Annotated in this window: 25 protein-coding genes and 1 pseudogene; 10 read left to right on the top strand and 16 right to left on the bottom strand. The window is 68.0% G+C overall.

All coding sequences use genetic code 11. The features are described 5' to 3' along the window. Positions 1 to 68: 68 nt before the first annotated feature. From ACIBEI_RS22975 to ACIBEI_RS22965, 3 genes are all read right to left on the bottom strand, one after another. Positions 69 to 1,181, bottom strand: a complete 1,113-nt coding sequence (locus ACIBEI_RS22975; protein ID WP_398891657.1) for a 2-deoxy-scyllo-inosose synthase — start codon at positions 1,179 to 1,181, stop codon at positions 69 to 71. Between the two features lie 372 nt (positions 1,182 to 1,553). Continuing rightward, complete coding sequence (locus ACIBEI_RS22970) at positions 1,554 to 2,027, bottom strand: hypothetical protein (protein WP_398891655.1); 474 nt, start codon at positions 2,025 to 2,027, stop codon at positions 1,554 to 1,556. A gap of 284 nt (positions 2,028 to 2,311) precedes the next feature. After that, positions 2,312 to 2,746, bottom strand: coding sequence for a hypothetical protein (locus ACIBEI_RS22965; RefSeq protein WP_398891653.1), 435 nt, complete (start codon positions 2,744 to 2,746; stop codon positions 2,312 to 2,314). A gap of 328 nt (positions 2,747 to 3,074) precedes the next feature. Here ACIBEI_RS22965 and ACIBEI_RS22960 point away from each other — a divergent pair, with 328 nt between their 5' ends. The 3 genes from ACIBEI_RS22960 (at position 3,075) to mihF (ending at position 4,889) form a co-directional block, all read left to right on the top strand. Beyond that, entirely contained in the window at positions 3,075 to 4,271 is a 1,197-nt protein-coding gene (locus ACIBEI_RS22960; protein WP_398891651.1) for an aminotransferase class I/II-fold pyridoxal phosphate-dependent enzyme, read from the top strand. 15 nt (positions 4,272 to 4,286) lie between these two features. Beyond that, positions 4,287 to 4,484, top strand: coding sequence for a hypothetical protein (locus tag ACIBEI_RS22955; RefSeq protein WP_398891649.1), 198 nt, complete (start codon positions 4,287 to 4,289; stop codon positions 4,482 to 4,484). A 90-nt stretch (positions 4,485 to 4,574) separates the two neighbouring features. Next, positions 4,575 to 4,889 carry an integration host factor, actinobacterial type gene (gene mihF / locus ACIBEI_RS22950; RefSeq protein ID WP_398891647.1) on the top strand — a complete coding sequence of 105 codons (315 nt, stop codon included), beginning with the start codon at positions 4,575 to 4,577 and terminating at the stop codon, positions 4,887 to 4,889. A 37-nt stretch (positions 4,890 to 4,926) separates the two neighbouring features. Here mihF and ACIBEI_RS22945 read toward each other — a convergent pair whose 3' ends face one another. The 4 genes and pseudogenes from ACIBEI_RS22945 to ACIBEI_RS22930 form a co-directional block, all read right to left on the bottom strand. Then, positions 4,927 to 5,571, bottom strand: a complete 645-nt coding sequence (locus ACIBEI_RS22945) for a hypothetical protein (protein WP_398891645.1) — start codon at positions 5,569 to 5,571, stop codon at positions 4,927 to 4,929. A gap of 756 nt (positions 5,572 to 6,327) precedes the next feature. Further along, positions 6,328 to 6,861 carry a GNAT family N-acetyltransferase gene (locus tag ACIBEI_RS22940; RefSeq protein WP_398891643.1) on the bottom strand — a complete coding sequence of 178 codons (534 nt, stop codon included), beginning with the start codon at positions 6,859 to 6,861 and terminating at the stop codon, positions 6,328 to 6,330. Between the two features lie 245 nt (positions 6,862 to 7,106). After that, positions 7,107 to 7,280, bottom strand: a pseudogene (locus ACIBEI_RS22935) (histone-like nucleoid-structuring protein Lsr2); the annotation flags it as partial. Positions 7,281 to 7,808: 528 nt separating this feature from the next. Then, positions 7,809 to 8,162 (bottom strand): hypothetical protein, encoded by a 354-nt coding sequence (locus ACIBEI_RS22930; RefSeq protein ID WP_398891641.1) that lies wholly within the window; start codon positions 8,160 to 8,162, stop codon positions 7,809 to 7,811. Between the two features lie 105 nt (positions 8,163 to 8,267). Here ACIBEI_RS22930 and ACIBEI_RS22925 point away from each other — a divergent pair, with 105 nt between their 5' ends. Both ACIBEI_RS22925 and ACIBEI_RS22920 read left to right on the top strand, forming a co-directional pair. Next, positions 8,268 to 9,032 carry a hypothetical protein gene (locus tag ACIBEI_RS22925; RefSeq protein ID WP_398891639.1) on the top strand — a complete coding sequence of 255 codons (765 nt, stop codon included), beginning with the start codon at positions 8,268 to 8,270 and terminating at the stop codon, positions 9,030 to 9,032. Positions 9,033 to 9,046: 14 nt separating this feature from the next. Next, positions 9,047 to 9,616, top strand: a complete 570-nt coding sequence (locus ACIBEI_RS22920) for a type I-E CRISPR-associated protein Cse2/CasB (protein WP_398891955.1) — start codon at positions 9,047 to 9,049, stop codon at positions 9,614 to 9,616. Between the two features lie 62 nt (positions 9,617 to 9,678). Here ACIBEI_RS22920 and ACIBEI_RS22915 read toward each other — a convergent pair whose 3' ends face one another. After that, positions 9,679 to 10,344, bottom strand: a complete 666-nt coding sequence (locus ACIBEI_RS22915) for a hypothetical protein (RefSeq protein ID WP_398891637.1) — start codon at positions 10,342 to 10,344, stop codon at positions 9,679 to 9,681. Between the two features lie 297 nt (positions 10,345 to 10,641). Further along, positions 10,642 to 11,862 (bottom strand): acetyl-CoA carboxylase biotin carboxylase subunit family protein, encoded by a 1,221-nt coding sequence (locus ACIBEI_RS22910; protein ID WP_398891635.1) that lies wholly within the window; start codon positions 11,860 to 11,862, stop codon positions 10,642 to 10,644. Between the two features lie 530 nt (positions 11,863 to 12,392). On the opposite strand from ACIBEI_RS22910, the gene ACIBEI_RS22905 reads away from it, so the two are divergent. Beyond that, entirely contained in the window at positions 12,393 to 13,178 is a 786-nt protein-coding gene (locus tag ACIBEI_RS22905) for a helix-turn-helix domain-containing protein (protein ID WP_398891633.1), read from the top strand. Positions 13,179 to 13,322: 144 nt separating this feature from the next. Here ACIBEI_RS22905 and ACIBEI_RS22900 read toward each other — a convergent pair whose 3' ends face one another. The 3 genes from ACIBEI_RS22900 to ACIBEI_RS22890 all read right to left on the bottom strand — a co-directional run bounded on the left by ACIBEI_RS22900 (position 13,323) and on the right by ACIBEI_RS22890 (position 15,858). Next, positions 13,323 to 13,742, bottom strand: a complete 420-nt coding sequence (locus ACIBEI_RS22900; RefSeq protein WP_398891631.1) for a hypothetical protein — start codon at positions 13,740 to 13,742, stop codon at positions 13,323 to 13,325. A gap of 670 nt (positions 13,743 to 14,412) precedes the next feature. Continuing rightward, positions 14,413 to 15,333: a helix-turn-helix domain-containing protein gene (locus ACIBEI_RS22895; RefSeq protein ID WP_398891629.1), complete on the bottom strand. Its 921-nt coding sequence runs from the start codon at positions 15,331 to 15,333 to the stop codon at positions 14,413 to 14,415. 165 nt (positions 15,334 to 15,498) lie between these two features. Next, a complete protein-coding gene (locus tag ACIBEI_RS22890) occupies positions 15,499 to 15,858 on the bottom strand; it encodes a hypothetical protein (RefSeq protein WP_398891627.1) in 360 nt (119 codons plus the stop codon). Positions 15,859 to 16,206: 348 nt separating this feature from the next. Between ACIBEI_RS22890 and ACIBEI_RS22885 the strand changes: the two genes are divergently transcribed. Then, positions 16,207 to 16,923 (top strand): helix-turn-helix transcriptional regulator, encoded by a 717-nt coding sequence (locus tag ACIBEI_RS22885; RefSeq protein WP_398891625.1) that lies wholly within the window; start codon positions 16,207 to 16,209, stop codon positions 16,921 to 16,923. A gap of 53 nt (positions 16,924 to 16,976) precedes the next feature. Here the strand turns inward: ACIBEI_RS22885 and ACIBEI_RS22880 are convergent, their stop codons facing one another. The 4 genes from ACIBEI_RS22880 to ACIBEI_RS22865 all read right to left on the bottom strand — a co-directional run bounded on the left by ACIBEI_RS22880 (position 16,977) and on the right by ACIBEI_RS22865 (position 21,306). After that, positions 16,977 to 17,912: a squalene/phytoene synthase family protein gene (locus tag ACIBEI_RS22880; protein ID WP_398891623.1), complete on the bottom strand. Its 936-nt coding sequence runs from the start codon at positions 17,910 to 17,912 to the stop codon at positions 16,977 to 16,979. Positions 17,913 to 17,958: 46 nt separating this feature from the next. Further along, a complete protein-coding gene (locus tag ACIBEI_RS22875) occupies positions 17,959 to 19,218 on the bottom strand; it encodes a hypothetical protein (protein WP_398891621.1) in 1,260 nt (419 codons plus the stop codon). A gap of 131 nt (positions 19,219 to 19,349) precedes the next feature. Continuing rightward, positions 19,350 to 20,717, bottom strand: a complete 1,368-nt coding sequence (locus ACIBEI_RS22870; RefSeq protein WP_398891619.1) for a DUF6545 domain-containing protein — start codon at positions 20,715 to 20,717, stop codon at positions 19,350 to 19,352. Then, on the bottom strand, positions 20,710 to 21,306 hold the full coding sequence (locus ACIBEI_RS22865; RefSeq protein ID WP_398891617.1) for an ImmA/IrrE family metallo-endopeptidase: 597 nt from the start codon (positions 21,304 to 21,306) through the stop codon (positions 20,710 to 20,712). Before ACIBEI_RS22865 ends, ACIBEI_RS22870 begins: the two co-directional genes overlap by 8 nt. An 893-nt stretch (positions 21,307 to 22,199) precedes the next feature. Here ACIBEI_RS22865 and ACIBEI_RS22860 point away from each other — a divergent pair. The 3 genes from ACIBEI_RS22860 to ACIBEI_RS22850 all read left to right on the top strand — a co-directional run bounded on the left by ACIBEI_RS22860 (position 22,200) and on the right by ACIBEI_RS22850 (position 24,929). Next, complete coding sequence (locus ACIBEI_RS22860; RefSeq protein WP_398891615.1) at positions 22,200 to 23,150, top strand: zinc-binding alcohol dehydrogenase family protein; 951 nt, start codon at positions 22,200 to 22,202, stop codon at positions 23,148 to 23,150. 146 nt (positions 23,151 to 23,296) lie between these two features. Next, positions 23,297 to 24,055, top strand: a complete 759-nt coding sequence (locus tag ACIBEI_RS22855) for an IclR family transcriptional regulator (RefSeq protein WP_398891613.1) — start codon at positions 23,297 to 23,299, stop codon at positions 24,053 to 24,055. A 367-nt stretch (positions 24,056 to 24,422) separates the two neighbouring features. Next, positions 24,423 to 24,929, top strand: a complete 507-nt coding sequence (locus ACIBEI_RS22850; protein ID WP_398891611.1) for a hypothetical protein — start codon at positions 24,423 to 24,425, stop codon at positions 24,927 to 24,929. Positions 24,930 to 25,003: the final 74 nt, after the last annotated feature.

Here is a 25,003-nt window from a genome sequence, read left to right as displayed (position 1 = left end):
CGCGTCTGTCGGCTCGCGGGGGCGTGAGCTGCCGCGCCGGGGCAACCGCGGTCATGTCGCCTCCCCGGCTAGGCTGCCAGGTCGGCGCTCTGGGCGGCGGTCTCGTCGACGACCTCCTCGAGTAGCGCCAGCGGCACGGGAACGAGTGGCAGCGCGCCCGTGTGCAGCACGTTGCCGGGCTCGGACAGCAGCACCATCGGGGTGTGACCGGTCGGGTTGTCGATGTAGCCGCCCTGGTTGTCGTAGGCAAGCAGGTACTTCACCAGCGCGGTGTCGACGTGCGGGGGGATCAGGGGTTCCACACCGCCCGCGGTGACCAGTTCGCGGTGTAGAGCGACGAGCTTCTCGTCAGCAAGGCCCAGGCGTCGGGAGACTTCGGCGGCGACCAGCATGCCGATGGCCACGCCCGCCCCGTGCGCGACCTCTCCACGTGAGGCGTGTTCGATGGCATGCCCCGTTGTGTGCCCGTACTCCAGGACGAGGCCGGAGCGGCGCTCGTACTGGTCGTCGAAGGTGACGTCCGCCTTTGCGGCCAGGCTCTCGGCGATGATCCAGCGCAGGGTCTCGTCGTCGTAGCGGGCCTCGGCGTTCAGCGCGCTTCCGAGCCTGTCGATCATGGTGGGTCGGATGGCCAGGGCGTTCTTGATCACCTCGCCCATTCCGGAGCGCATTTCGCGGGTGGGCAGCGTGTGCAGCATGGCCGTGTCTGCGAGGACCTCGACGGGCTGGTAGAAGGTGCCGATCAAGTTCTTGCCAAGGCGGGCATTGACTGCCTGCTTCAGAGAGAGAACCGAGTCGAGTTGGGCAACCAGTGTCGTAGGTACATGTATGAGGCGGACGCCGCGGAACAGCAAGGCCGCCAGGAGGCCGGCAATGTTCCCCGTCACGCCGCCGCCGAGTGCGACGACGACGGAGCGCCGGTCGGCGCCTTTCTCCAGGGCCTGTTCCGCGAGTGATCCGACGGTGGTGAGCCCCTTGTGCTGCTCGCCGACCTCGTGGGTGAGCAGGTGGGCCGGGCCCGCTGTCTTGGCGATTCGAGCGATCAGGTCGAGGCCGTAGAGCTCGGCCACCGTTGTGTCCGCCACCACCACGTAACTGCTGGCGCTGTGTGCGGCGAGACGAGCGACGATGTCGTCAACGCAGTCGGTTCCGAGTCTGTACGGGAACGTTGCGTCTTCCATCGCAATGACCTGATTGAAAGTGAACGTCATGATTCTTGCGATCCTTCAGTCGTGGGCGAGGCGGTGTCGCGGCGCTGATGCCTCGTCATGCGATGGTTGGTGTGATTCCGTGGGACTGAGGTGCGGTGATGTCGTCGGTATCGCCGAGCAGGGCGGCCGGACGCAGCTCCGCCTCAGGGCTCTCAGTCGGCGTCCGGGCGCTGGTTTGCGGTCCTGGGCGGATCGGGTGCGCCTGGGCCCGGTTGGTGCCGAAGTCTGTGTTCCGGGGTCGTCCGGCGGACGGACCTGGGCGATGTCCGCATCCTGCGCAAGACCGTCCGTCGGTCGCCTGAAAGCGCATGGGAAGTAGCGGCCGGCAAGATTGAGCCTTGCTCAGTCGCAGTGGACGCCCTTCTTCAGGACCTCGTAATGGGCGCGGAGGTGGCCAGGCGTGCCGGTGTTCATGTCGCCGGTCACGGTGATGCAGGCATGCGGTGACTTCACATAGACCGGACCCGCCCACCGGGTGTAGACCTGCCCGCGCGCGTATCCGTCGGATCCGCCGTCCTTGTAGGTGGGGCTGTGCAGGCCCACGCCCAGCCCCCAGGCCTTGCCCCGCAGTTGGGGAACCGGCTTGGATATCGCGCAGTTCTTCTTGGTCTTGGCGCTGTAGTAGACGTACACGTAGCCGCCCGTGCGCGGCCCTTCCTTCCCCGAGACCTTGGTCATGGCGTGCTTGCCCACGTAGCCGTAGGACGAGCCGCACAGCGACGTGGCGGCCGCGGCGCTCGGCGCGGTCGCGACCATGCCGGCGAGCGCGGCGACACTGACTGTGGAGGCGGCGAGGACTGCGCGGAACTTCTGCATCGGATCACACATCCCTGGTGTGGAGGAGCCCATGTGACGGGCGGGGCGATCCGACACTGCCGCTGTTCGCCAGCGCACAACGCGATCCGACGCACGACATCCCAACAGCTGGATCCGCATTCGCCGTCCACGTCCCGCGCGACGGACCGAGTTGGTGCTGATGGCCGGCGGCCATTGCCCCGTGGAGGCGTTGGCCGTACCGACGCCTTCATCCCGGAGTCGGCTGCGCCGTCGGCCGGCGGGGCCCGCACGCCGCGCAGCGCAGGGGCCACGGTGGGCGCCGGTCAGTCGGGCATGCAGGGCTGCAGAGCGTGGACGGCCCGGGTGATCAGGTCGAGTTGCTCGGGTAGCGGGGCACGGATCCCCCAGTCTCCCAGGTCCGCGAGGGCCTCACCGATCAGCGGGGCGAGGGCGGTGGAGTCCGCATCCGGTGGCGGCTGCTGGACGGCACTGACGTGGAGCGCGAGCGTGAGCGGGCCTGCCACCTCGTCGAGGCGAGGGCTGAGCATGCGCAGTTGCGCGATCGCCTGCTGCCGGAGGCATTGATCCTGCCCGGTCATCTGCTTGGCCCAGGAACTGTCCACAGCGTGCAGGAGGAGCTGACGGCCGGTGTTCCAGCCGTGGTGCACGGCTCCGGGTTGTTGCAGGTCGGGGTGGCTGGTGGCCGGGAAGATCGTATGGGATGGGGGGATCCGGTCGATGCGAGTGATGGCAGGCATGCGGTCCTCGGTGTTGTCGCCGCCGGTCTGTCCGGCAGGGTGGGCGAAGGGACGGTAGGGGGCACGTGCCCTAGCCGTGCAACAGGGTCACGCGCGGGCGGGAGTGAGGTCCACATCCGCGGGGCCCGGCTCCGTGGGTGTGTTGTCACTCGGTTGCATCGGCGTCAGAGCCGTTGTCGGGTGGCCGTGTTCCGTGGGGCGGGACGCACTGGCGGATCGCGATGCCAGGAGGTGGGACGTACGCGGCAGGTGCGCCCGTGCGGCGTGCGGCGGGGCGACGGTGGTGCCGCTACCCGCCCGACCCGCGCGAGAGATCGGACCCCACTTGATGGACCTGCTGGAGAAGTGCCGCGCCTATACGCGGGCTGATGAGGCACGCGATGTTGGGCTCTACCCGTACTACCCGGCCTTTCAGGGGCCAGGCGGAGGCGGTCAGGCGGTACTGGACGGCGCCGAGGTCCTCATGCTCGGCAGCAACAACTACCGGGCGCTCAGCTCGAGCCCACAGGTGATCGGTGCCGCACAGGACGCGATCGCCCTGTATGGGACGTCCGCGACCGGGTCCCGGATGCTGAACGGGAACCTTGATCTTCACGAGGAGCTCGAGGCGGACCTCGCGGACTTCTTCGGCTACGAGGCGGCCTTGGTGTTCGCCACCGGCTACATGACTAACCTCGGTGTCGTGTCCGCCCTGGCTGGACGCGGTGACCAGGTGTACCTGGACGAGAAGGCCCACGCGTCACTGATCGACGGGGCCCGGCTGGCGAAGGCCTCTGGCGCGGAGGTGCGGTGGTTCGGCCACAACGACCCCGGTGACCTGTCCCGGCAGCTGGCGGCCGCACCAACGCAGTCGGTCCTGGTCGCCACCGACGGGGTGTTCTCCCTGGAGGGCGACTTGGCGCCGGTTGCTGAACTGGTCGCGGTCTGCGAGGAGTACGGCGCCACGCTGCTGGTCGACGACGCCCACGGGGTGGGGGTGTTCGGGCGCGGCCGCGGTGTGATCGAGCAGGCCGGGATGCAGGGCCGGGTGCCGTTGATGACTCTGACGTTCGGCAAGTCCCTGGCGTCGCAGGGCGGCGCGGTTCTGGCGGATGCCAAGACGATCGACTTCCTGCGCCACACCGCTCGGCCGCTGATCTACTCGGCCGGGCTGAGTCCGGCCGACACCGCCGCCGCGCACGCGTCGCTGCGCGAGATCCGTCGGCGCGCTGAGGTGGAGCCCGACCTCTTGGCGGCGGCCGAGCATCTGCGGCGTGCGCTGGATGCGCTGGGGTACGACGTGGCCGGGAACGTCGGCCCAGTCGTCCTGGTGCGGTTCCCCGACGAGATCTCGATGCTGTCGGCTCAGCGCGTCCTGGTCGACCACGGCGTGTACACCAACGCCGTCCTCCCGCCGGCCTGCGAGCGCTACCAGCTGAGGATCGCCTGCACGGACGCGCTCACCCCCGACTCCCTGGAGGCGGCGCTCGGTGTCTTCGCCGCGCTGCGCGAGGACCTGCTCCCCCGCTACCGCCAGGTGGCGTGAGCCGCGTCGGCAGCCGTGGCCAAAGGAGCCAGCCGCAGGATCAGGCAACACTTCGCGCGCGCCACGGCAGAACGCGGGTACGACATGGCCCTGGTCGCGCGGGTCGCTCTTCGGTTCGTGTGGCGGCGCCACACCTACGTGCCGTATCACGCCGACATCGACCCGCTGGAGATCCCCGCCGCCACGACCACCACGGCGGAACCCGCTCAGTAGGACTTCACCGCCCCGCAACGCCCGGGCAGACGCCTTGCTCCAACCACCGAGGTCCGTGTGATCACGAGGCCTCACGACGTAAGGAACCCCATGGTCCTTCCCACCCTCACCAACGACGACCGCGACGCGGCACGCCATAAGGCCATCCTCGCCCGTCAGGCCCGCAGTGCGGTACGGGCGAGCCTCAAGGCCGGCACCCTGACGCTCGCACAGGTACTGGACCGGTCCGACACCATCGTGGGCCGCATGCCGGTACGGCAGTTGCTGACCGCACTGCCCGGCATAGGGCAGGTGCGCGCCACCCGTTCGATGAACGCCCTGGGCATCCCGGAAGGACGTCGCGTGCAGGGCCTGGGGCCCGCTCAGCGCGCCAAGCTCCTGGAAGAGTTCCCGGCCGCCGTGTAGGTCACCTGCCTGGTGGCCGCCGCGGCGCCGGGAATGGTCAGCTGCCTGCGGGGAGCTTGCTGACGGCGGTCTTGATGTGGCGGTCCACTAGGGCGGGTGCACCCACCAGCATCACCGCAACGTTGCCCTTGCGGACCGCCATCGTCTTGAGCACCTGCGCCCCGGAGGGCAGCTCCATCGTCGAGGTGTAGGCGAACTGCTCGTCTCCGAGCTCCGGGGTGGCCGACTTGGCGATCTTCACCTCGATGGGGGTGGTGCCTGCCGTCATCGTGTAAGTGGGACACGCCGTGTAGGCGCCGATCAGCTCGCGGAGCTTGCTGGAAAGCACCGAGGGGCGGTCGCTGTGCAACTCTTCGCCGAGAGAGGCGTCCGAGTCGTAGGTGAAGCTGGCCTCTGCCTTCGAAGCGAACATGGTCTCATCGCCGCTCTGCCCCAGCTTCTCCAGCGAGGGGCACCCCTGGACCGAGACGTCGTCGAACTTCCCGCTGTCGGGCTCCTCCTGGGCCTGGACGTATCCGGCACCGAGATCCGCCTGAGAGAGCAGCAGAGGGCGCAGGGCACCCTCGGTGAGCGGCTTCGGCTCCGCCGCCGGCTTGGCCTTCGGCTCCGTGTTGCCGTCTCCTCCACCACTGCCACTGCTGCATCCTGTGATCAGCACGCCGCACAGAACCGTGGCCAGCATCCATCGTCGTTGTGTCCCTGACGTTGAGATGCGCATCACGATGACTCAACTCCCTCTCCGATTACCGGAACATGACACTACTGCCTCGTGTCGATCAGTGTCTCCCGCGGCACGCGTGCCGAGGCCCTACCGCGCCGGGCGGGCCAGGTTTCGCCTCCTGGCGGGATGCGTGCGGCGGGGTGGCCGATGTCGGAGTTGAAGATCGCCCAGACCAGGCGGTCGCCGGCTCGGTGGCCGTTCCGCGGCGCCGTTGAAGGAGGTCGGAGGTCTCGCAGGTACCAGGTGGAGGGCGGATGCAGGCCTCGGTGATGGCGGTGCGAAGCTGCCTACGGCACAGGCCAGTGGATGTCCTTCAAGGCGCGAGTCGAGGTGCCCGCTGCTGGCGCTCACCATCAGCAGGGCCGCGATCGCTGCGGGCGGGGTGCACGCGCCTTTCGCGGCAGCTCTCCAGCGCGGCCGTCGAGTGCACGGCATCGCCGGGGTGTCGCCGCTGAAGGCGCTCAGCCCGGCTTCCAGGTCGTCGGCCAGGATGCCGATGCCTGCTCGGGGTGTGATCGTGGGGCGAAGTTCCGTGGCTGCGCTGGTCGAAACTGAGGAGCCGGACCCGGTCGTCTGCCAGGAGGTGCCGGATCTCGACGCCCCGCACGGCGGCGGAGACCGATCATCCGTGCGCCAGGACCAGCGTCACATCGGCAAGGCGGGTGGCGTGCGGCCGGGCAGGCGTGGAAGTCTTGTTGCCACGGTGAGCTCCATCGGCTACCCGACGGGGACCATGAGGTCGACGGTCGGACCGTGGATAGTCGGCAGGGCAGCGCCGAGGGTCCTCATGATCTTGAGGACCCGCACGTTGTCCGAGCCGGTCATGACGACCAGCGAGGAGCAGCCGAAGGCGCGGGCCTGCGTGCGGGCGTACCGCACGAGATAGGTGCCAAGGCCGCGGCTCTGCCAGGAATCCTCGATCATGATGCCGAGCTCGGCCGCACCGGCCTCGGTCGTACGGACCAAGTTGGTGGTCGCGACGAGTTGGTGTGGTTCGTCTTTGGGATGGGTGACCCAGGTGAGGCTGCGGTCGGGGCGGGTCAGATGTTGGAACTCGGCGAGTCGGAGTGATCGCCGAGCGGCCTGGTAGCGGGCGAAGCACGTCTGGAGTGAGCATCGTTCGTGGAGCGCGTTCACCTCGTCGAAGTCGTCGAGGGTGGCGGGGCGGGTGACGGTCTGGGTGCCGGCGTGAGTGAATCCGGTTGCGGCGGTGGCCTGTTGAGGCGCGGCGGCAGTCAGGGGGGTGGGCACGGTCGTCCTCGGCTTGGAAGTCGGGGCAGGGGGCTCAGCACACGGTGCTCGACTGCCGCAACCGTCGGTAGACCGGGCGGGGGTTACTGACCGGGGCCCGGCACCACTACTTGATGTGCCGTACCTCGTGGCGGGATTACGGTCCATGGCCGAGCGGGTCGGACACAGCAGGAGAGAACACCTTCGTGGGAAACGCGAGCACCACAGGGCCATCCCGTACCCGGCTGATACCTACGTTCCGGTGATCAGGCGTTGGCCTTTTCGTAGGCCTCACGAATGGACGCCGGAACAGGGCCTCGGGTGTTGACCTCGTGACCGTTCTCCTTCGCCCACACGCGGATCTGCGCGGCGTCCTGGCTGCCTCCGGAAGTCGCGCGCGCCTTTCGGCGCTCCCCCGAGGAGCGGCCTCCCCTGTGGCGTGCCAGTCGTGCCCGCTCGGCTCGCCGGGCGTTGGCCTCCCGCGCGGCCGCGCGGTCCTGTTCCGCGCGCTCGGAGTTTTTGGCGAGGCGCTCCTGCTGTTTTCGCAGGAGCGTCGTGAGCCGATTGATGGCACTGGGTTGGATCCAGGCTGACCGGTAGTCGCGGGACCAGACTTCGACCAGCCCGCGCGTGCGGGCTTTCAGGATGCGCACAGTTGCGGACTCCATGATCCGCCCCGCGCCAAGGCGCGGGCCCCCTGTACGTTCGTATGCGTTCTTGTCGACGACCAGTACGAGGGTGCCCAGAGGGACCGTCAGGCGTTCCCCGGGCTGCACGAAGTGCCCTAGCACGGCGTAGCCTCCGTGCCGCGTGGGGTCGATGCCGGTCACCACCCGGCGCCAATGACCCGTCGAGTCGGGTGGGACGGACGGGATGGTGACGGTCACGACTGACAAGTTCGGTCTCTCCAGGCGAACGGGCGGACGGACTTCGGACAGCTCGCATGGGCGGGGAGGTACGCGCGGCGGTCATTCGAGGCATTCGCGCACCAGATACGTCAGCTCCTCGATGGCGCCCAGGAGGTCGTCCTCGTCCTCCGGGATGTAGTCCCAACGCCCCTGGTTGTGGAGGTAGGTCCATTCGGCGCGGTCGATGACTGCGATGCCGGAGAAGCCAGCGACGACCTTCCCGATCCTGTCGACCTGCTGGTCGGTGAGGGGTGCTGTACCGACCTTGATCATGATCGTTTCGGGGTCGGCGAGTCCATCCGGGTGCCAGTCCAGCCGGCCGCCACCGGTGCCCGGGCTGAGCGCCAGAGTGACGAACCATCCGTTGCCGCCCGGGGAAGGGCCGGTCACAGAGGAGTCCACGACAACGTCCACATTCGCTCCTCTAGGGGGAGAGGGAAGGCCGCCAGCAAGAAAATCGACGCTACCACTCTTTTCAAATAGATGAAGTCATCCCTTCTGGGTGGGTAGGGTGGGCTCATGCACCAGGATGGCCCTGCGCCGGTCTTCACCGGCCCCGATGAAGCGCTGGACAGACTGACGGAGTGGGGGCGGGAGAGTCGCAGCCTCGCCCGGCGTCGCGACCCTCTGGTCAGGGCCGCCCTGACCGGCCCGCTCGCCCATCACGGCGGCCTGCAAAAGGGCCTGGAGGCAACCGGACTGACCGCCCAGACCCTGCGACGCATCAAGGGCCGCAACGACATCCCTGTCCTGGCCAAGGACACCAGTGCCGAGGTCGACTGGGACGGGTACGCCGACTACCTGGCCACCGAGGCCGCCGAGATCCGCGAGGCCCTCAGCCGCATGCCGTCTGCGGCCGCCAGGACACCGACTGCCTACGAACTGCGCGCCGGCCTGCTTGAGGACCTCGCCGAGCGCGTGCGGAACACCGAGATCAGCGACGTGGGCTACTGGGGACTCACCATGGAGCTGCGCAACGATGCGCAGGACGCGGAGAACCCCGTGATCGTGCTCCAGGACGACTGGCGCGAGACGCCGGAATCGACCCACGTACGGGCGCAGTACGCCCGCATCCTCCACGAGGTCGCCGACCAGATCACCCGATTCCGTACGGTGGGCGAGGTCGGCTTCGAGCACCTGGACCCGGCCGTCCTCGCCCGCGCCCGTGCCGAGCTGGCGCCCTCGGCATCAAGCCACCTGGTCGATGAAGAGGACACAGAACAGCCGCTACAGCCCACTGAGTTGCCCAGCGAGGGCATGTCGGAGCGGAGGGAGCAGAGGTGACGCGGTCAACTGCCATGCAGGAGGAATCGTCCCCGACGGGCGTGACCGGGACGGAAGTCCTGGTGGAGTGGCTCGCGAGGTGCGTCCGCGACGGAAACACCCAGGTCACAGCGCCGCTTCGCCGGAGCGGGAGAGGTCGGCCCCCTCACTCTGTGCCCGGCATGCCCGGGGACGTCCCGCCGGAGGTCGCGATCCGCGTCGCCCGCATGTTCGTCCGCTACCACCAGGCGGGCGACTTCCGCTTCTCCCTCCGTCTGACCGGCTACGGTGACATCGGGCAGGCCCTGCGACGGCTGTCCCGCGCCGACCCGCCGGGCCGTCCCTGGGAGGAAGCAGCGGAGCGGGCTATGCAGAGCCTCCTGAATCCCCGGCGCCGGCTCCCGTGGCGGGAACTGGAGCACGCTCTGGACACCATGAACCGCGCTCGCCTGATCCCGCCGTCGTGGACACTCCTGATCGACGACCTCACGGACTGGCACATGCGGGGTGACGCCCAGCCGCGTACGACGCGGGAACGATGGGCATGGTCTTTCTTCAACGTCCCCACAGCCTGTTCCGGCCGCGGTCGCACCTCCGCCGAATAGCGCACCCGTGAGGAGTTGCTGAGCATCGCGTGCGTACGCGGCCCGGGGCGGCGGCTTGCGGCTCACCTCCACTCGTGGTGGGTATCGCCCGGAACGAGCGCCTGGGCTGCGGTGGCGAGGTGAGAGTGCAGGAGGGCAGCGCCCTGCTCGCCGTCGGTGTGGGCCGCGTTCATGCCCGCGAGAATGATCCCTGGTGCGCTGATCCGGTTCCACAGAACGACGAAGGCCATTGGGTCCTGGGGCGGCATGGCGGGCAGCAGTCCCCGTGCCTTGTGGTGCGGGCCGATGGCTGCAGTGAGCTCGGCGACGCCCAGGGCGAGGAACCCGTTGCCCTCGGCGCTGACACGGTGGTCGAGGAGCTCTTCCCTGGTGCCGCCGGTCGGCGGTTCTTCTTCCCGGTGGTGGCGCAGGGTTGGGGCTACGGTCAGGGCCTTGATGGTGCGGGCTTCGTGTGCGGTGCGCTCGGCGTCCTCCTTGTCCCCGGACTCCAGGAAGCGTGCCGCCGCGTCGAGGAGGAAGCCAAAGGTGCTCTGCAACCGGAAGGTGAGCACCTCGCGCGCCGGTTGCGCGGGGACGCGTCGCGGGACGACTGAGCGGCCGGTGGCTTCCAGTTGCTCAAGGACGTGGGACCAGGATGCGTGGGTGAGGCTCGTCTCAGGGCTGCCCAGTAGGTTCCCGGCCGGCTCGACACGGATGTCCCCGATTGCCTCGTGCACGGCGTTCTGCATGATGAGCCCCCTTCTGGGATGGGCGCGAGCAGCCGCCATCTTCCCGCCTCTGGGCGCTTCGCAGTGCAGTGGGGTCCCTCACGCCGTCAGCAGTCCGGTGGACGCTGGGTCGGTTCGCTCTCGTCCCGTCCAGGTGCCCGAGCCGACGTGTGGCCGGTGGCCTCCTGCACGGGGGCGGTGCCTGCAGAGCGTGTCGGGGATTGGGCAGGGGACGAGCTCTTGCCCTGACGCCCGCGGGGAGTTGGGGAGTTCGGCGGTGAAGAACGCGCGAGAACACACGGGCGGGGCTCCTGTCGGTTACGCGGAGAGGCGTGCAGAGCGGAGCTCGGCCGCGGCGCTGCGAAGGCGCGCCGTGCACTGGGGGTAATCGGTGCCTGAAACGAGTAGGTGCCCGCTTCGCCATAGGGGGCCCACGCAGCGCGCGTCCGGATACTGCTGAAGGGTGGCGTATGGGGTGATGTGGGGATGCGCTGGCTCGGCCGAGGGCGACAGCGGGGTCCGGTGAGGGCCCTGGAGGAAGCGCACAGCTGCCGCGCCGAGACGGCTCTCCTCAGCGAGGAAGGTCCGGCCGCGGGCATGATGGCCAGCCTGGGAGATGAGGTCGATCCCTGTCACTTGCTCGATCAGCATGCCCAGCAGCGGGTCCGTCAGATGGGGCGTGACGCTGATGACCCGTGGCCCGGTCGAGGTGATCCGCATGCGGATCTGCGCCGGACCTGATCGGTGTCCCAGGGCGGCCAGCGCCCGGCTCGCCGTGTCCTCGATGGCGGACGCGCAGACGTCGTCCGCGTCGACCACCACTTCCACCGGGAGCAGTGCGGGTTCGGCCTGCGGGTCGAAGATGGCGTGGGAAATCGCGACGACCCTGGGGCCGGATGGCGAGTCGGCCGTGTAGGCGGTGGCCTCGATCCCGTCGAGCAGCGGCTCTATCACCGTGCCGGTGCCCGGCCAGGTGGCTGCGGTGGCTGCTGAGAAGGCCTCGGCGAGTTCGGGGATGCCGGTCACCTGGCGCGCGGCATTCCGGGTGCGCGGGGAGGCCGGCTTGCACACCAGCGGGAAGCCGACCTGATGCGCGGCTTCCAGGGCCTGGTCGTAGGAGTCCGCGTGGACGGCTCCGCTGTTGTCCACGCCGGCACCGGTGAGGAGTTGGGCGGTGCGGTGGCGCAGGGTGGTCGCTTCACTCGTCGCGGTGGATGGTCCGGGCAGTGCGAGCTCCTGGCGGAGCAGAGCGGCCGTGCGGGCGTGGGCGGGATGAAAGGTGAGCACGCCGTCGATGGGCCGGGTGATGGCGAACTTCCGTACTTCGTCGAGGATTTGGTGGGGATCGAGGAGGCTGGCGGTCCGGGCGTCGGCGACATGGGGTCGCTGCCAGGTGGGTGCTCCTGCATCGATGAGAAGCAGCGGTCCGACTGCGGCGAGGCGCTGTATGGCGTGCTCCCACTCCGCCTGCGGTCCGCTGCCCAGGACGACGAGGTGCCCGGTGGGGCCGTCTTCCCGGTGGGGCGCGTGGGTGTTCACGGGCGGTGCTCCAGAGTGTTGGAAGTGGGGCGCTCGCTGGCGGTGCCAGAGGGTTTGATCACTGTCGCCGGGTGACGTGGGGCGGGGCAATGGTTCCTCGCCCAGGTTCCCCGGCTGCGGTCGCCATGAGGCTCGTCGTGTCACATAGCGGGACGTGAACTGAATTTCCGATTGCTGCTGGCGGGACGCGGTCCACACGATGGGAGAGGGCGGCATCAGCGCAGGTCACGTGAGGTGTACGTGGGATGACGGTCCACGGGGTGACACCCATGTCAGCGAACCGTCTCCCCGGCGACGCACCCTGCTGCCCGAGCCTACTCACCCGGACGGAACAAGCTCTGACCTGCTACTTCGATGTTCAGTTGCAGCCAACTGTGGGTGCGCGCAGCTTGTTTGGGCGTGTACTGGAAGACCCTCTTCCTGGAAGAGGTGGTTCCTCCACAAGATCCGATTGTCACGGTAGAGATGTGCCTGGCGGGACCCGTGAGGCGGGATCAAGCCCCGCAAGTGCCTACCAGGAGGGACCCTCAGTGATCGACTCCGAGCTTGTCGAGTCCGCGGGCACGGTGGACGACGGCATGACCGCCCACGCCCGGGTCTACTTGGTCCTGCAGACGTTGAACAGCATGGGCCCTGGGCTGCACCCTCTTCGACGCATCATCGACGAGTCCGGCGTCACCAAGTCGACCGTGCACCGCATCCTGCGCGCAGGTGTGGAGGCCAAGCACCTGATCTACCGCGCGCCGGGCCGCTACGGCATCGCCACCGACGTGGCCAACCACCGCCCGGATGCGAGCGTGCATCTCAACCTTCCGCACGACAGCGCACTCGACCGCGAGACGACGGTGCTGCAGCGCCAGACCGCCCAGGTGGCCATGGCGTTCAGCGCGGTGCTGATCGACGACACGCCGGGTCGGCTGATGCTCGACCACACCTACGGTCGCCGCCAGGACTTCCAGGCGGCGTTCAACCACGCCGACGTGGACACCAAGGTTGCCCTGCGGTACTCGCCGCTCACCGCGGATGCCGCCGGGCTGGCGATCCTCTCGCACCTCGACGGCGCTGCTCAGAGCCACCTCATGCGGGAGATACGTTCCGAGGGCTACGTGCTCACCCAGTCGCCGCTGCCGGACTGGAAGATGCTCGGCGTCCCGTTGTGGCGGGGCTCGACCGTGTACGGATCGCTGGTGGTCATGGGGCTGCGCCCTCAGATGGAACGCAACCGTCGGGAGTACGCCGCGGCCGCGCTGGCTTGTGCCGCACGCCTGAGCGCACGCTGCGAGTTGGGGAGCGGTGCCATGCGCTTGGCGAGTTGAGGAGCTCGCTCTGCATGTGAACCCGCCGAAGATCGCTTCTCGTGAAGGTGACCGCCGGCGAGAGGATCTCCCACGCTTCCTGCGGCTGGCAGCCATACCTGACCATCAGCGGGCCGCGGTTGTCTTCGCGCAGGTGCTCAGTGCTCAGGCTGCGGCTTCGCCGGGGTCCTCATCCTCCGGAGAGTCGCCCGGGTAGGACCACCCATCGACCCAAGTTTTACCAGGAGGGAGGTCTTCCCCTGTCTCCTCCTTGTACTTCTCCTTCTTTTCCTCGCTGGCGTTCTGACCGTCGGGGAGCTTTCGCAGGAAGGAGTCAACGTCATAGGCACTGCTGGATCGAGGCGGCTCGTCCGTGGTTTCAGGGGCGGAGAGCGGCTCCTGATCCTCGGCGTCCCGCCTTTCGGCGAGACTGGCGAAGACGACGGCCAGGGCCACGCTACCGACGGCCCCGCCGACGGCGAGGACCTTCCCCTTGTGCTTCTTGATCAGGTTCTTCGTGTTCTCGACGAAGGAGGTGGGCTCGCCGTCCTCAGGGGTGGGCTCGCCGGGCGTGGAGTCAGTCACGCGCACACATCTACCGGACCCAGCCCTCACCTGTCAGGCAATCACCTGATATCGCACGATCAAGTTCAGTAGCCGGATCTCTTCGAGGCGGATTTCCTCGACCAGGGGCGGAAGGATCGCCCATCAGGGCCTCGATGACCATCTCCGCCTCCCGACGCATACGCCGGGATCGGCGGCCGCCGGCCGGGAGCTCGCTCGACCTCCATGGGCGTGGGTCGTGGTTCTCCCTCGGTTCGGGTTCTTTCAGATCCCCGCCCCGCCGGTCAGCCGTCCTCGTCCTCCAGTTCGGGAGGGACGGGCTGCTCTCGGTGGTCACGGACGACGGGGTCAGCAACCTGGCAGCACGCAAGGATCGACGCCAGCGGCCTCTGTGCTCGCCTGGCGCCGGATCCGGCGCGGCGATGTGCTTGGGTTTCGAGCCGTCCCGGTTCCTCGGCCTCCGCCACTCTGGCCGCCTGAGCGTCACGCCACGAAGCTGCCGGCCGCTGTGGGCAGGTTTCCCAGATCCGCCAACGATGCGCCTGTACATGGACTTTGGTGCTCGTACGAAGCAGACGTTGCGGACTCCAGCGACGTCGTGCGGTGTGCATCTGTTGCCCGTGCGGAGGGGGCTGCTGTCACGGCGGGGGGGGGCCGCCGAGCTCATGCAGCGCGCTCCGGTACTTGCGGGTCAGGCTGCGTGCTGGTCGTGCGAACGGCACGTTTCAGGCAGGGACCCGTCGTTGAGGTCCACGAGCACCAGAGTGAGGCGCGTGAGTCCGAGGGCCTTCAGGGGCCGCGGGGTCTCTTCGAGCAGTCGGCAGCCCTGGAGGCCGATGTGCGCATCGGGGTGACGCAGTTCGCGGACCGCGCCTTCGTGGTGAACCAGGTCGGCGCCGGAGCCCAGAACCCAGTTGGGCATGTCGGTGAGGTAGGCGTCGCGCAGCGGGGGGTGCAGGTAGACGTCGCGGCGGATGGCCTGGAGGCCGGTGTCGTCGCCGTGGCGTTCGAGACTGGAGGAGAGCTGCGCGAGCATGGCCAGCTGCCACTTCAGGTGGTCTACGAACACGGCCGGGGCGTCCGGGTGAAACAGGCCGAAGCGCAGGAAGTTGGTGGAGGGCATCGCGGTGGGGTGGGCTCGCACCCCACGGAACAGGTCGCGGTAGGCCTTGTTGGCCATCTTCACGTCCCACCGTTGGTCGATGACGAAGGTGGGCAGCGAGAGTGCGTCCATCATGACGCTGTAGTCGCCGAGGAAGGCCGAGGTGGCCGGGTCTTCCGCTTCGGTGCGGTGGAACATGGCGCGCAGGTCCGGCTGCGGAGCCCGGCCGACGGCGTACAGGAACAGGCGGGTGGTCTGGAACTGGGACATCTCCAGAGCTTCCGCGAGGAGGTACAGCTTCTCGTCGGTCCACTCTTTGAGGGTGCCCCGTTCCCAGTTGCCATAGGTGCGGGCAGTGATGTCGAGGCGTTCGGCGACGTCGTCCTGGCTCAGGTCGAGGTAGTCGCGCCGTCCCTTGAGGAAGTGCTGCAGGCGCTTGCCGCGTATCTCCGCAGTCAGGGCCTCCTCCGTGTCCGCCGAATCGGCCTCTGTGCGCACGGTGGTGTCCACTGCGGTTCCCCCTTGACGTTGCGGCTCGGTGCTTGGCCGCCCTTGCAGCCGCTGTTGGGGCACATGGCGGGCCGTGCGGTCGTGAACGGCCCCCGTCCAACGCGTATGTGGGCGCCGCCCCAGCGCCAGATCCGCCATGGCGAACCTCCCCTTCGCAGTACTTGGTCAGCCGGTGGGCTGCTCTGGTGTGGTCCTTGGCCGAGACGGTTTGGCTATCGCCTTTGAGGTCCAGGGCATCCCGCTCGTGGCGGGGTTGCAACTGCCGGCCGTGTCGGCGCCGGCCGGTTCGTGGTTCGTATGACGGGCGAGGCCGTCGACGCTCGGGAGGTTGCGGGCACCGGTGGCGGATGTGTCCGGCCAGTTGGCGTTGCCCGGGTTCAGGTGTTCCGGGCCTGTCTTTCCCGTGGCGGTTGTATGCGGGGCCAGCGGGATGTCTACGCCCAGCACCAGCGCCGTGCCGCCCATGATCGGATACCGATGGCGGCGAGCATGCTGCGTCGGTGTCCGCGATGATGTAACGCTCATCCACGTCTCCCCGTGAGGCGATGGCGCCAGGCCCGGTCGCTGTTGGCCTAGGAGACCATTTGACCGGGGCCAGACGCAGTCCCCGCCGCCATGACGCGACGCGGACACGACTAACCGCGAGTGACCGAGGGTGAAGCCAGTCCACCGGTTGGAGGACGGCACTCCGCCACCAACAGCGATCATTGTGCAGTAAACCCTCTGGTGTCAATTGTCACCACGACTTTCGCTCTGACCCTCCAGTCAGCTACAAAGGGCAACGCCCTCTGGTGTGCGAAGCACCTGCGGGCGCTACTCTGCTACCGCTGCACAGGCGGGTTGACCGACCGAAGAGCAGGAGACCGCCCGTTCATGGAGAACACCACCGAGCCGGAGGGCGTCGCGGCCGCCTTGGCGGCAGTCAAGGCGGAGCTCGAAGAACTGGGGCACACCCTCGACGTGATCATGTTCGACCAGCTCGCCCACGAGACGGGCATCGCTGAATCGACGATCCGTAAGCTGTTCGCAGGGGAGCCCGTGGGCCCGGAGGAGGTCGACCCGCCCTTCAAGGACCGTCTGCGGTTCCTCATGGAAACCCGGCTCCATCCGGACGGCCGGCAGTACACCCGTCCGGAACTGGCGGCTGCCGCGCACGTCGACAGGTCGATGATCACCAATCTCCTGACCGGCAAGCGCAAGCCGGGGCTCGAGACCACCAAGGCGCTGGCGAAGCACTTCAAGGTACCCGGCTTCTTCACGATCGGCCCCGAGGAAGCCCTCCTCGCGGCGCTGGAGCCTGTCCTGATCGAGGCCCGCTTCCTTGCCAGGGTCAAGGGGCAGCAGGTCGAGCACGTGGCCCTGCGAGGGTCCGTGACAGGGGGCAGTAGCGACTTGTCACGACAACTGCAGGCGGCTATTGACGAGGTGTTGGCGACCGCGCAGAGCATGAAAGAGGCGTCACCGGAACCGGACGACGATCCCGAGCTGCGTGAACTCACCGACACCGTGCGATCCCTGCCGGCGAGCAGCCGCAAGGGCGTGATGGGCGCCCTCCGGAGCGCGGTAGGCCTCGCCAGGAAGAACGCCTAACCCCCCTGCGAGGGCGCTCAGCCCTCAACGGCGCAACTCGGTCGCCCCCTGAGCTACTGCGCCCGGCGCCGCTGGGTTCGCGCGCGCCGGTACTGGCGGGCCAGGACGCCCAGTGCTGCCAGCCCTCCCGGTCCCGCCCCGCGGCGCAGAAGCCCTCCCCCCTCGCGCTGAACCGCCCGGAGCCGGAGCTCCTGGACGGCGATCAGTGCTTCGAGGAACGGCCGGTACTCGGCCGCGACGAGCGAGGGCAGCACCCGGCATTCCGCGAGCGAGTTCTCGGCGAGCTCGGTCTGCCCACGGACCAGGCGCTCCAGCCCCGGCACGCACGCTTCCGACCTGCTGCGCAGGTCCTCGAACTTCAGCCCGTGCCGGTCCAGTTCATCCTGCGGAATGCCGATGCAGCCCTGTTCGGCATCCTCGGACAGATCGGCCAGGAAGTCGCAGCGCTGCCAGCCTTCGATCAGCGCTCGGCATCCCTCTACAAACGGCTCATCCCGTCCGGCGTCGGGGACGGGCGCGATCAGCGAGGCGGTGAGCATCAGGGCGGGCAGCGAGTAGCTGTCCACGTACGCCTGGAAGTCGGCCTCCGAGTCGAAGCCCGTCCATTCGGCCTCGACCGTTGCGCCGTCGAGGAAAGCCCGCACCCGTGCGGCCATGTGGGGGTGACGGCGCGTGGTGTCCCAGAGAGCCAGCAGGGTGGGCTGCGTGGGCGGCCCGCTCCCCTCGATCCCGGCGGTGCTCTCCTCGTCCCAGCGACGGAGGGCTGCCTTGCGTGCGCCTACCTCTCCGGTATCGATCAACTCGTCGGTCGTGTGCATGTACGCCACAGCGGCGATGACGGGCGGGTGGAGCCGTGCAGGCAGCAACAAGCGGGCCGCGACGTACTCCTGCAGCGCGAACCTTCGCACGAGCCTGCGCTGAACGTCGTAGGCCCTCCGCAGATGCGGATCAGTGATTCCGGCCCTTGTCAGGGCGGCTGCCCAGCGCATCGGGATTCTCCTGTCTTCGTTGGTTTGCTACGGCGCGTGTGCGCCGTCAGCGGGTTATGAGCGCCCTGGCCGCCTGGAGAAGGACACGGGGCCGGGTGAGCGCGCGCGGGGGCTTGCGCATCTGGACCACGTCCATGAAGGCTCGGTTGACCTCGGCATCGCGCAGAGAAGCGCAGACGATTCTGTCGCCGATCCAGCGCAGAACGGGATAGCCGGGGGGATAGGGGCCGGTGACGTGAGGCTGGGCCAGGTCCGCGGTGGCCGATACATCCCACGCCGCGTCCACGAAGGCGGCAGCGCGGCGGAAGTATCCCCAGGCCGGGTCGTGGGGCGATGCTCCGGACCGCAGGTATGACGCGAGGGCGGAGGCCTGCAGAGCCGCGAGCGTGAGCCCCTGCCCGTAGACCGGGTTGACGGAGGCCATCGCATCGCCCAGCACGACCAGGCCGCCGGGGAACCGGCTCATGCCGCCGAAGCGGCGGCGCTGGCTCTCGCGGAAGTGGAAGGTGTCGACGTCGCTCCGCAGCGCGCAGTGCTCGGCGACCTCCCGCAGTGGCGCAACGCAACGTCGCATGCGGACAAGGAACTCCTGCGGGTCCCTGCTGGGCCGGTAGTCGGCGTAGCCGGCCAGGACGACCGACCACCGGCTTCCCTCGACTGCCGCGAGGGCACCCGGCTCGCAGATCGTGGGCTGATAGCTGCTTTCCGGGCCCGGAGCAGAGTGGGCGATCACCGTTTCAGGGAGTTCGGCGCCGCGGTCGAACGATGCCGTCGCGTAGCCGAGGTCGACTCTCATCCGCTCCAGAGGCGGCACCGGCCACCCCTCTTGCTCCAGCCACGTACTCAGACGGCTCGAGCGCCCCATGGCGTCGGCAACAAGGTCGGTGTCCAGGGCGGTTACGGTTTCCTGCCCGTCCGGGACATAGCGGACACCATGCACGCGGCCACCTCGGACGAGGAGTCCTTGACCACGGCCCGCGGTGAAACGGACGTTGGGAAGACGCTGCGTTCGCCGACGCACCGAGCTCTCGATGAACGGGCGTGAGGCGCCAAGCATCTCGAGCTCGTCGATGGCAGGACGAAGCCTGCCATCGACATAGAACTGAACTGCCTGGCCCCGGCCAACCCGGGCGCCTTGCTCAGCCATCTCCGCGATGATGCCGGGAAACCAGCGCTCCAGCTGGAAATGCCCCATCGCGAGCAAGGCGTGCAGCTGCTGCCGGTGTGGCGCGCCCGGGCCGGTCGACCCGGTGTCGAGCGCGTCTGGCTCCACTATCACCACGTCGTCGGCGAAGTCGCTCAGCACACGAGCAGCCAGCAGGCCCGCGAAACTTCCCCCAAGAACAACTGCCCGCTGCACGGGGCTCCCCTCCGAGCCCCCTGACGGCTCAGCTCCGCTTTCAGTGCCCGTCGCCAAGAACGGCGGCCGCAGCGACACTACCTTGCCCCCGCAGTCGCCTGAGCTGCTCCATCGGTTCGCGGGAGAGACCGGACTACCTGCAACGATGCGTCGACCAAGGGGAGTTCGAGCGCCCGGGCCACTCGCACCAGGCGCGGTCGCTCCTTGGCGGCAGGCGTCTTCTTTCCCGGCACGTACGGTTCGGAACTCGGGCCACCAGAGAGAGGAGCGACAGCAGCACCGTCCCCCTTATTGCGAGCAGCCTGCAGACGCTCTACGGCATCCCGCAGGACTGCGGCTGTCGCGGCGGCTTCCAGTTCGACCTCAGACAGGCCCTTCTTGCCCAGGCCGACCCTGCGCCGGAGCTCGTCGACCTTCATGGCCTCTTCGTACAGGGCCCTGACCGAGTTCGCCGGCAAGGAGCGGGCCCAGGCGTCCCGGTCCAGCTCCCGGATGCCATCGAGGATCTCGATGACCTGACGGGTCAGCGTCCAGCGGACGTTGAGGAGGCGATGGGGGCCGGAGCGCATGGTGGTGGCTGACGGATCCGCGGCACTGCCGTCCCGCTGCCCGCGTGTGGAGTCGAGCGACAACTCTTCATCGACTCCGGCGACGACCAGTTCCCACAACGGCGTCAGAACCGCGATGTCCCGGCGCTCGGCGAGCCACATGCTCACCGCTGCACCGCTGACTCCGTAGCAGGTCATGATGGAACCCACGGACCCGAAGCCGGACCCCATGACCCCCACGGTGTCGAGTTGGTGGTACCCGGCCGCAGCGGCGAGGATCGCGGGCGCCGAACAGACCACGTATCCGAACGTCACGAGCATGCTGACGCCGAACCAGCGAACAGCGTGCATGATCGCTTGGTCGTCGATCCGTGCGCGCCGTGAGCGACGCCAGATGCTCACCGTCCCACAGGTGAGCATGGTCAGAAACACAGCGAGGAAGACCCTCACGTGGGGGTCACCCACGTGTTCGGTGTTGAACTTCAGCGGAACGGCGGGCCCTTCGAGGTCAGCGCCGGCAAAGGCGATGATCATGATGGTGAGGGAGAGGCTGTAGGCAAGCGACCAGGACCTGATCGACTGACGCGTCCACCACGTCTTGCCAGGGCGGGACGGCGTCCACAAGATCGTCAAAAGGTGGTTCGTCCCGAAGCACAACAGGATGCCGAGGTAGATCGGCAGGGTGGGGAACCACGGCTCGCCGAATGCCGAGCCGACACTGCGGTACCCCAGCGGCGAGGCCACCATGTAGACGATCCCGCCCACGGCGTGGGTGGTGGTCTGCAGGGCAAACGAGGGAGTGGGCGTGCGCAGGAGGGCGAGACCTTTCCAGCACGCGATCGACAGGTGAAGGGAGGCGATGAAGAAGTAGACGGCGGTCGCGGTGTTCTCAGACACCAGTCCTCCGGTGCGTGAAGGTGGTTGTGAAGCCGTGGGCGTCGGGCTGCCGGAATGCGATCTTGCGTTCCAGCATCACCGTGGCGAAGGCCTCAACCTTTCGTTCGATGCGTGAGTCGTAGTGCGACCGTCTGAAGAAGGCAGTGACCGCGTCCGGGTTGAGCGTCGGCGCGAGCTGGATCGCCAGTTCCCTCGGCAGCGGGCTGCTGTGGCCGGCCTCGACGGGCACCTCGGCATCGTGCGAGTCATCGAAGAGGAAGTGCCCCAGCTCATGAGCGATGGCGTTCAGCTGAGTCAGTTCGCTCGCGTTGACGTCGACGACGATGAAGAGCCGCTCCGGAGTGGCGATGCAGAACGCGCTGACCCTCGACGGCAAGGCGAGATACAGGACGCTGATGGGCTTCCCGCACCGCTGGGCCACCAGCTCAACCAGGCTGTCGATGTCCTGGACACTCCTGAGGCCGAAGTCCTTGCGGATCAGCCTGGCTACCGCATGCGTCTCGCGGAGGATGGCGAGCTGATCCCGAAGCCGGCGGGTCCGGCGAGGCCCGTCCGCTTGGCGGCGGCACGGCCTCATCGTCGACTGCATGCTCGAATTCCCCCTTTGGCCCGATTCGCTGTGGCTGCTCGGCGGCCCGACCTGCGCGGGCTGTCATCGGCGAATCAGATGGTGCAAATGTTCTGTTCTTTGGACCCAGGCGGGTCTGCATCGGTGCGCAGCTGTGAGGACCGGAGGTCGTAGCAGGCACATGTAATCGACCAGGCAGGGACGAGGGGGCAGGTCGAAGTCGGTCCGTGGGGGCAGCAGTCGGAGGACCGCCGGCGGCACAAGTCTGCGCATCTGCGGGGCAGCGCATGCCGCTGCGGGAGCTGCGGGTGGACCGGTGCTGCCGTCCGGGGCGGGCGGACGTAAGCGTGCTGTCGCGGAGCGGGGGCCGGCGCGGCTGCCGGATGACGGCGGGGAAGGAGGTGCGGCCCGAGGCCACTCCCGTCCTGCACTCGCTGACCACCATCTCCCGTCCTCCTCGCCCCCGTGTCACGTCGTGTTCCGGAGCTGCCGCCTCAAGCAACTCAAACACATGTTCTATTTGCGCGTCGAGCCGACACGTGCAGCGAGGTCGCACCGACCGGTCACGCTCTGCGCACACCGCCGACGATGCGGATGATCCCGAGACCGAGGGCAACCGCATGATCACTTTCTGCGTGAAGCGGCCCCACTATGTCCCTGCGATTTGCTATAACGCAAGCATGTATTCCATTTCTCACGACGCGAGAAAGTGTAGGCCCCAACTATCTCGGCACGCGGGAAACAGTCACCCCCTTTCTCACGTGGCGAGAAAGGCCGGGGCAGCCACCCGGCTTGAGGCGGCTGTGAATAACCTGTGCGAATCAGGGGGCTCTGACCTGGGCTGGGTTCCGTATGGAGCGTGGCATAGCCTGTGCGTGCATCCCGCAACCATGTGAATGTTGAAAGAGGGTTTTGTGCGCGCCATCACCATGAAGGCATTCGGTGACCCAGAGGTTCTGCAACTCGAAGAGGTCAAAGACCCGGAACCGCGCGGACCGCAGATCGTCGTCGATGTGACCATAGCGGGCGTTAATTACGCGGATATTCACGTAAGGAACGATACGTACCTTGCGCCGGTCAAGCTCCCCTACACCCCCGGAAACGAGGTCGTCGGCACAACGGCCGACGGAAGGCGCGTCGTCGCACTGACCCGCGGAGGCGGCTATGCGGAGAAGGCCCTCGTCCATCGCAGCATCAACTGGCAGATCCCTGACAGTGTCACCGACGAGCAGGCCGTCCCCCTTGCCCTCCAGGGGAACACCGCCTGGCACCTCCTGTTCACGGTCTGCCGGATCCAGGCAGGCGACACCATCGTCATCCCCGCCGCGGCAGGCGGCGTCGGCTCCCTCGCCGTCCAGCTCGCACACCAGGCTGGTGCCAAGGTCATCGCCCTCGCCAGCACGGACGTAAAGCGGCAGCTCGCGCTCGACCTCGGAGCGGACAAGGCCATCGACTCCGCCTCCGACGGACTGACCGACCGGATCAAGGAGGCGGCCGGCGGACCCGTCAGCGCGGCGCTCGAGATGAGCGGCGGCGACATCTTTCAGCAGACACTGACCGCCCTGGCCCCGCGTGGACGCCTCGCCTGCTTCGGGTTCGCCAGCGGGCAGCTCAGTGATGACCCGAGCCTTCGATACCTGCTGGAGAACTCGATCACCGTTTCGGGGTTCTGGCTCCCCCACCTGTACACCGACCGCAGGCGGCCACTCGACTTCTCCATGAAGGCGCTCTTCGCCGCCGTCGCCAACGGCAGCCTGAAGACCCTCAACGGAGGCACCTACCCGCTCGCGGAGGCCGCCCAGGCGCACCGAGACCTGGCAGACCGCCGGACAACCGGCAAACTCAGCCTGGACACGTCCCAGTAGGATCCTTGTCACGGGCATAGTCGGAGGCCCCCACGCCTCCGCATGCCCACAGGAGTGCTCCTGCGGGAGGAGCACGCCCCCCACAAGGGAGTTCAGGGATGGCCGCATCGAATGCTCGAGGCACAAACCACGCAGAGCGCGCCTTCTTGGTCACGCAAGCCTTCATAAGCTACCCAGGGGGGCCGATCGGGCCCGGAACCATCGCGGCTGCCACGGGCCTGGACGACTCCACGGTCCACCGAATACTGCAAAGCGGCGTCTACTCCGGAATCTTCGTCCGCAGCGGCCGCGGAAAGTACCAACTCGGCTCGAAGGCCGCCGACCTCGGCTTCCACGCACTCACCGACGACAACCTCGACGACGACATCGTCCAGGAGATCCTCCAGACCCTCCGGCTCAAGACAGACGGAGGCCTGGCCTTCCTCTACATGAAGGCCCCTCACAAGGCAGCCGCCCGGCAGTGCGTCGACATGGCTGTCGGCGACTCGGACCTTGTCGAACTCGGGATGACACCCCGCGAGGTCCTCATGGTGACCCGCTCCCTGCGCACCGGCGCCTCGGGCCGCACCATTCTTGCCTACCTCGGCGAAGAACTGCAGCGCAAAGTCCTGGCACAGCCCATACCGGAAGAAGCGGGCCCCGGCGTCTACACCGACGACAGAGAACTCCTCGCCTCGCTCAAGGAGATACGGGACCAGGGCTACGCCATCGGCCACCAGGAGTGCATGAAGGGCTGGAACTCCTGTGCGGCACCCGTCATTTGGCACGAAGCCATCTACGGCGCCGTGCTGCTCCTCAAGCCGGCCTACGTCATGCCCGAGGTGCCGCAGTCAGTGATCGACGCGACGGTCGAGGCAGGGGCCCGGCTCAGCAGCCTCAACGGCGGCTGGCCGACAGACTCCTGAGCGATACGAGCACGATGGCCTCACCGAGTCCGAACGTGCCTCGATGGTCCTCTTCCTGTACGTGGGTTGAAGAGCGACAAGCAACTGCCGCCCGGACGGCCGTCTTTCACTCACCGGAGGGTGCGTGCGTTTCCGGGCGCCCTGCCGAACTGTTCGGCTCGTCGGTCGCCTCTGCGTGCACCAGGCGTGGCCGACCTGGTGGCTCCTCCACGGGGATCGTCGGAGCGGGTGAGTTCCGCTGTGCCGTCGGGGCCGTGTTGACGGTTTCCTTTCGCTTCTGATCACTTCCCGTCATCGGGTGCCCCGGCGTCCGCTGAGGTGTTGAACTGAGAGTTCCCCTCGGCCCTCGGTACTGGGAATGGAGCCCATGGACACGTCTACCGGCCTGCTTCCGGACGGATTGGACCAGCGTCTGGCCGACACGGTCCGTGCTGGTGCGCTGATGTCCGTCACCGGACCCGATGCAGCCGTGGCGGAGACCGCCGTGAACGGCGTGCTCGACGCAGGCTTGCCGGTCGTCCGGATCCGGCTCGACTCGGCGGGCGCCTCAGTGGCACAGCCGGAGTTCGCTCGGCTCCTCGCTGCAGAGTTGGGCCTGGGCCGTCATGGGGCGGCGCCGTGGCCAGTGGCCGACGTCGAAGAGCGGATTGAGGACGAACTGGCCCGTAGAGGGGTGGTGCTGGTGGTCCACGGGTCCGAGCGGATGCTTACCGAGGCGCTGTATTGGCTCTACAGGGTCTGGAGCCGGACGGCGCCCGGCAGGCGGCTCACGGTCGTCTTCACGGGAAGCCAGGGCTTCGACCGGGTGCTTGCCCGGCCCGCGCTTGCCGACTTGAAGAGCTGCATCTTCATCCACCATCGCCTCGCCGCATGACGCCATGCGTCACCGCGTCGCACAGACGCACGTTGCCTGTGCACGGGTTTGCCCGGACGGGGACGGATAGAGTC

This window comes from Streptomyces sp. NPDC050988 (assembly GCF_044456225.1).
In the GTDB taxonomy this organism is placed as follows: Bacteria; Actinomycetota; Actinomycetes; order Streptomycetales; family Streptomycetaceae; genus Streptomyces.
This window is presented reverse-complemented; position numbering and strand designations above follow the sequence as displayed.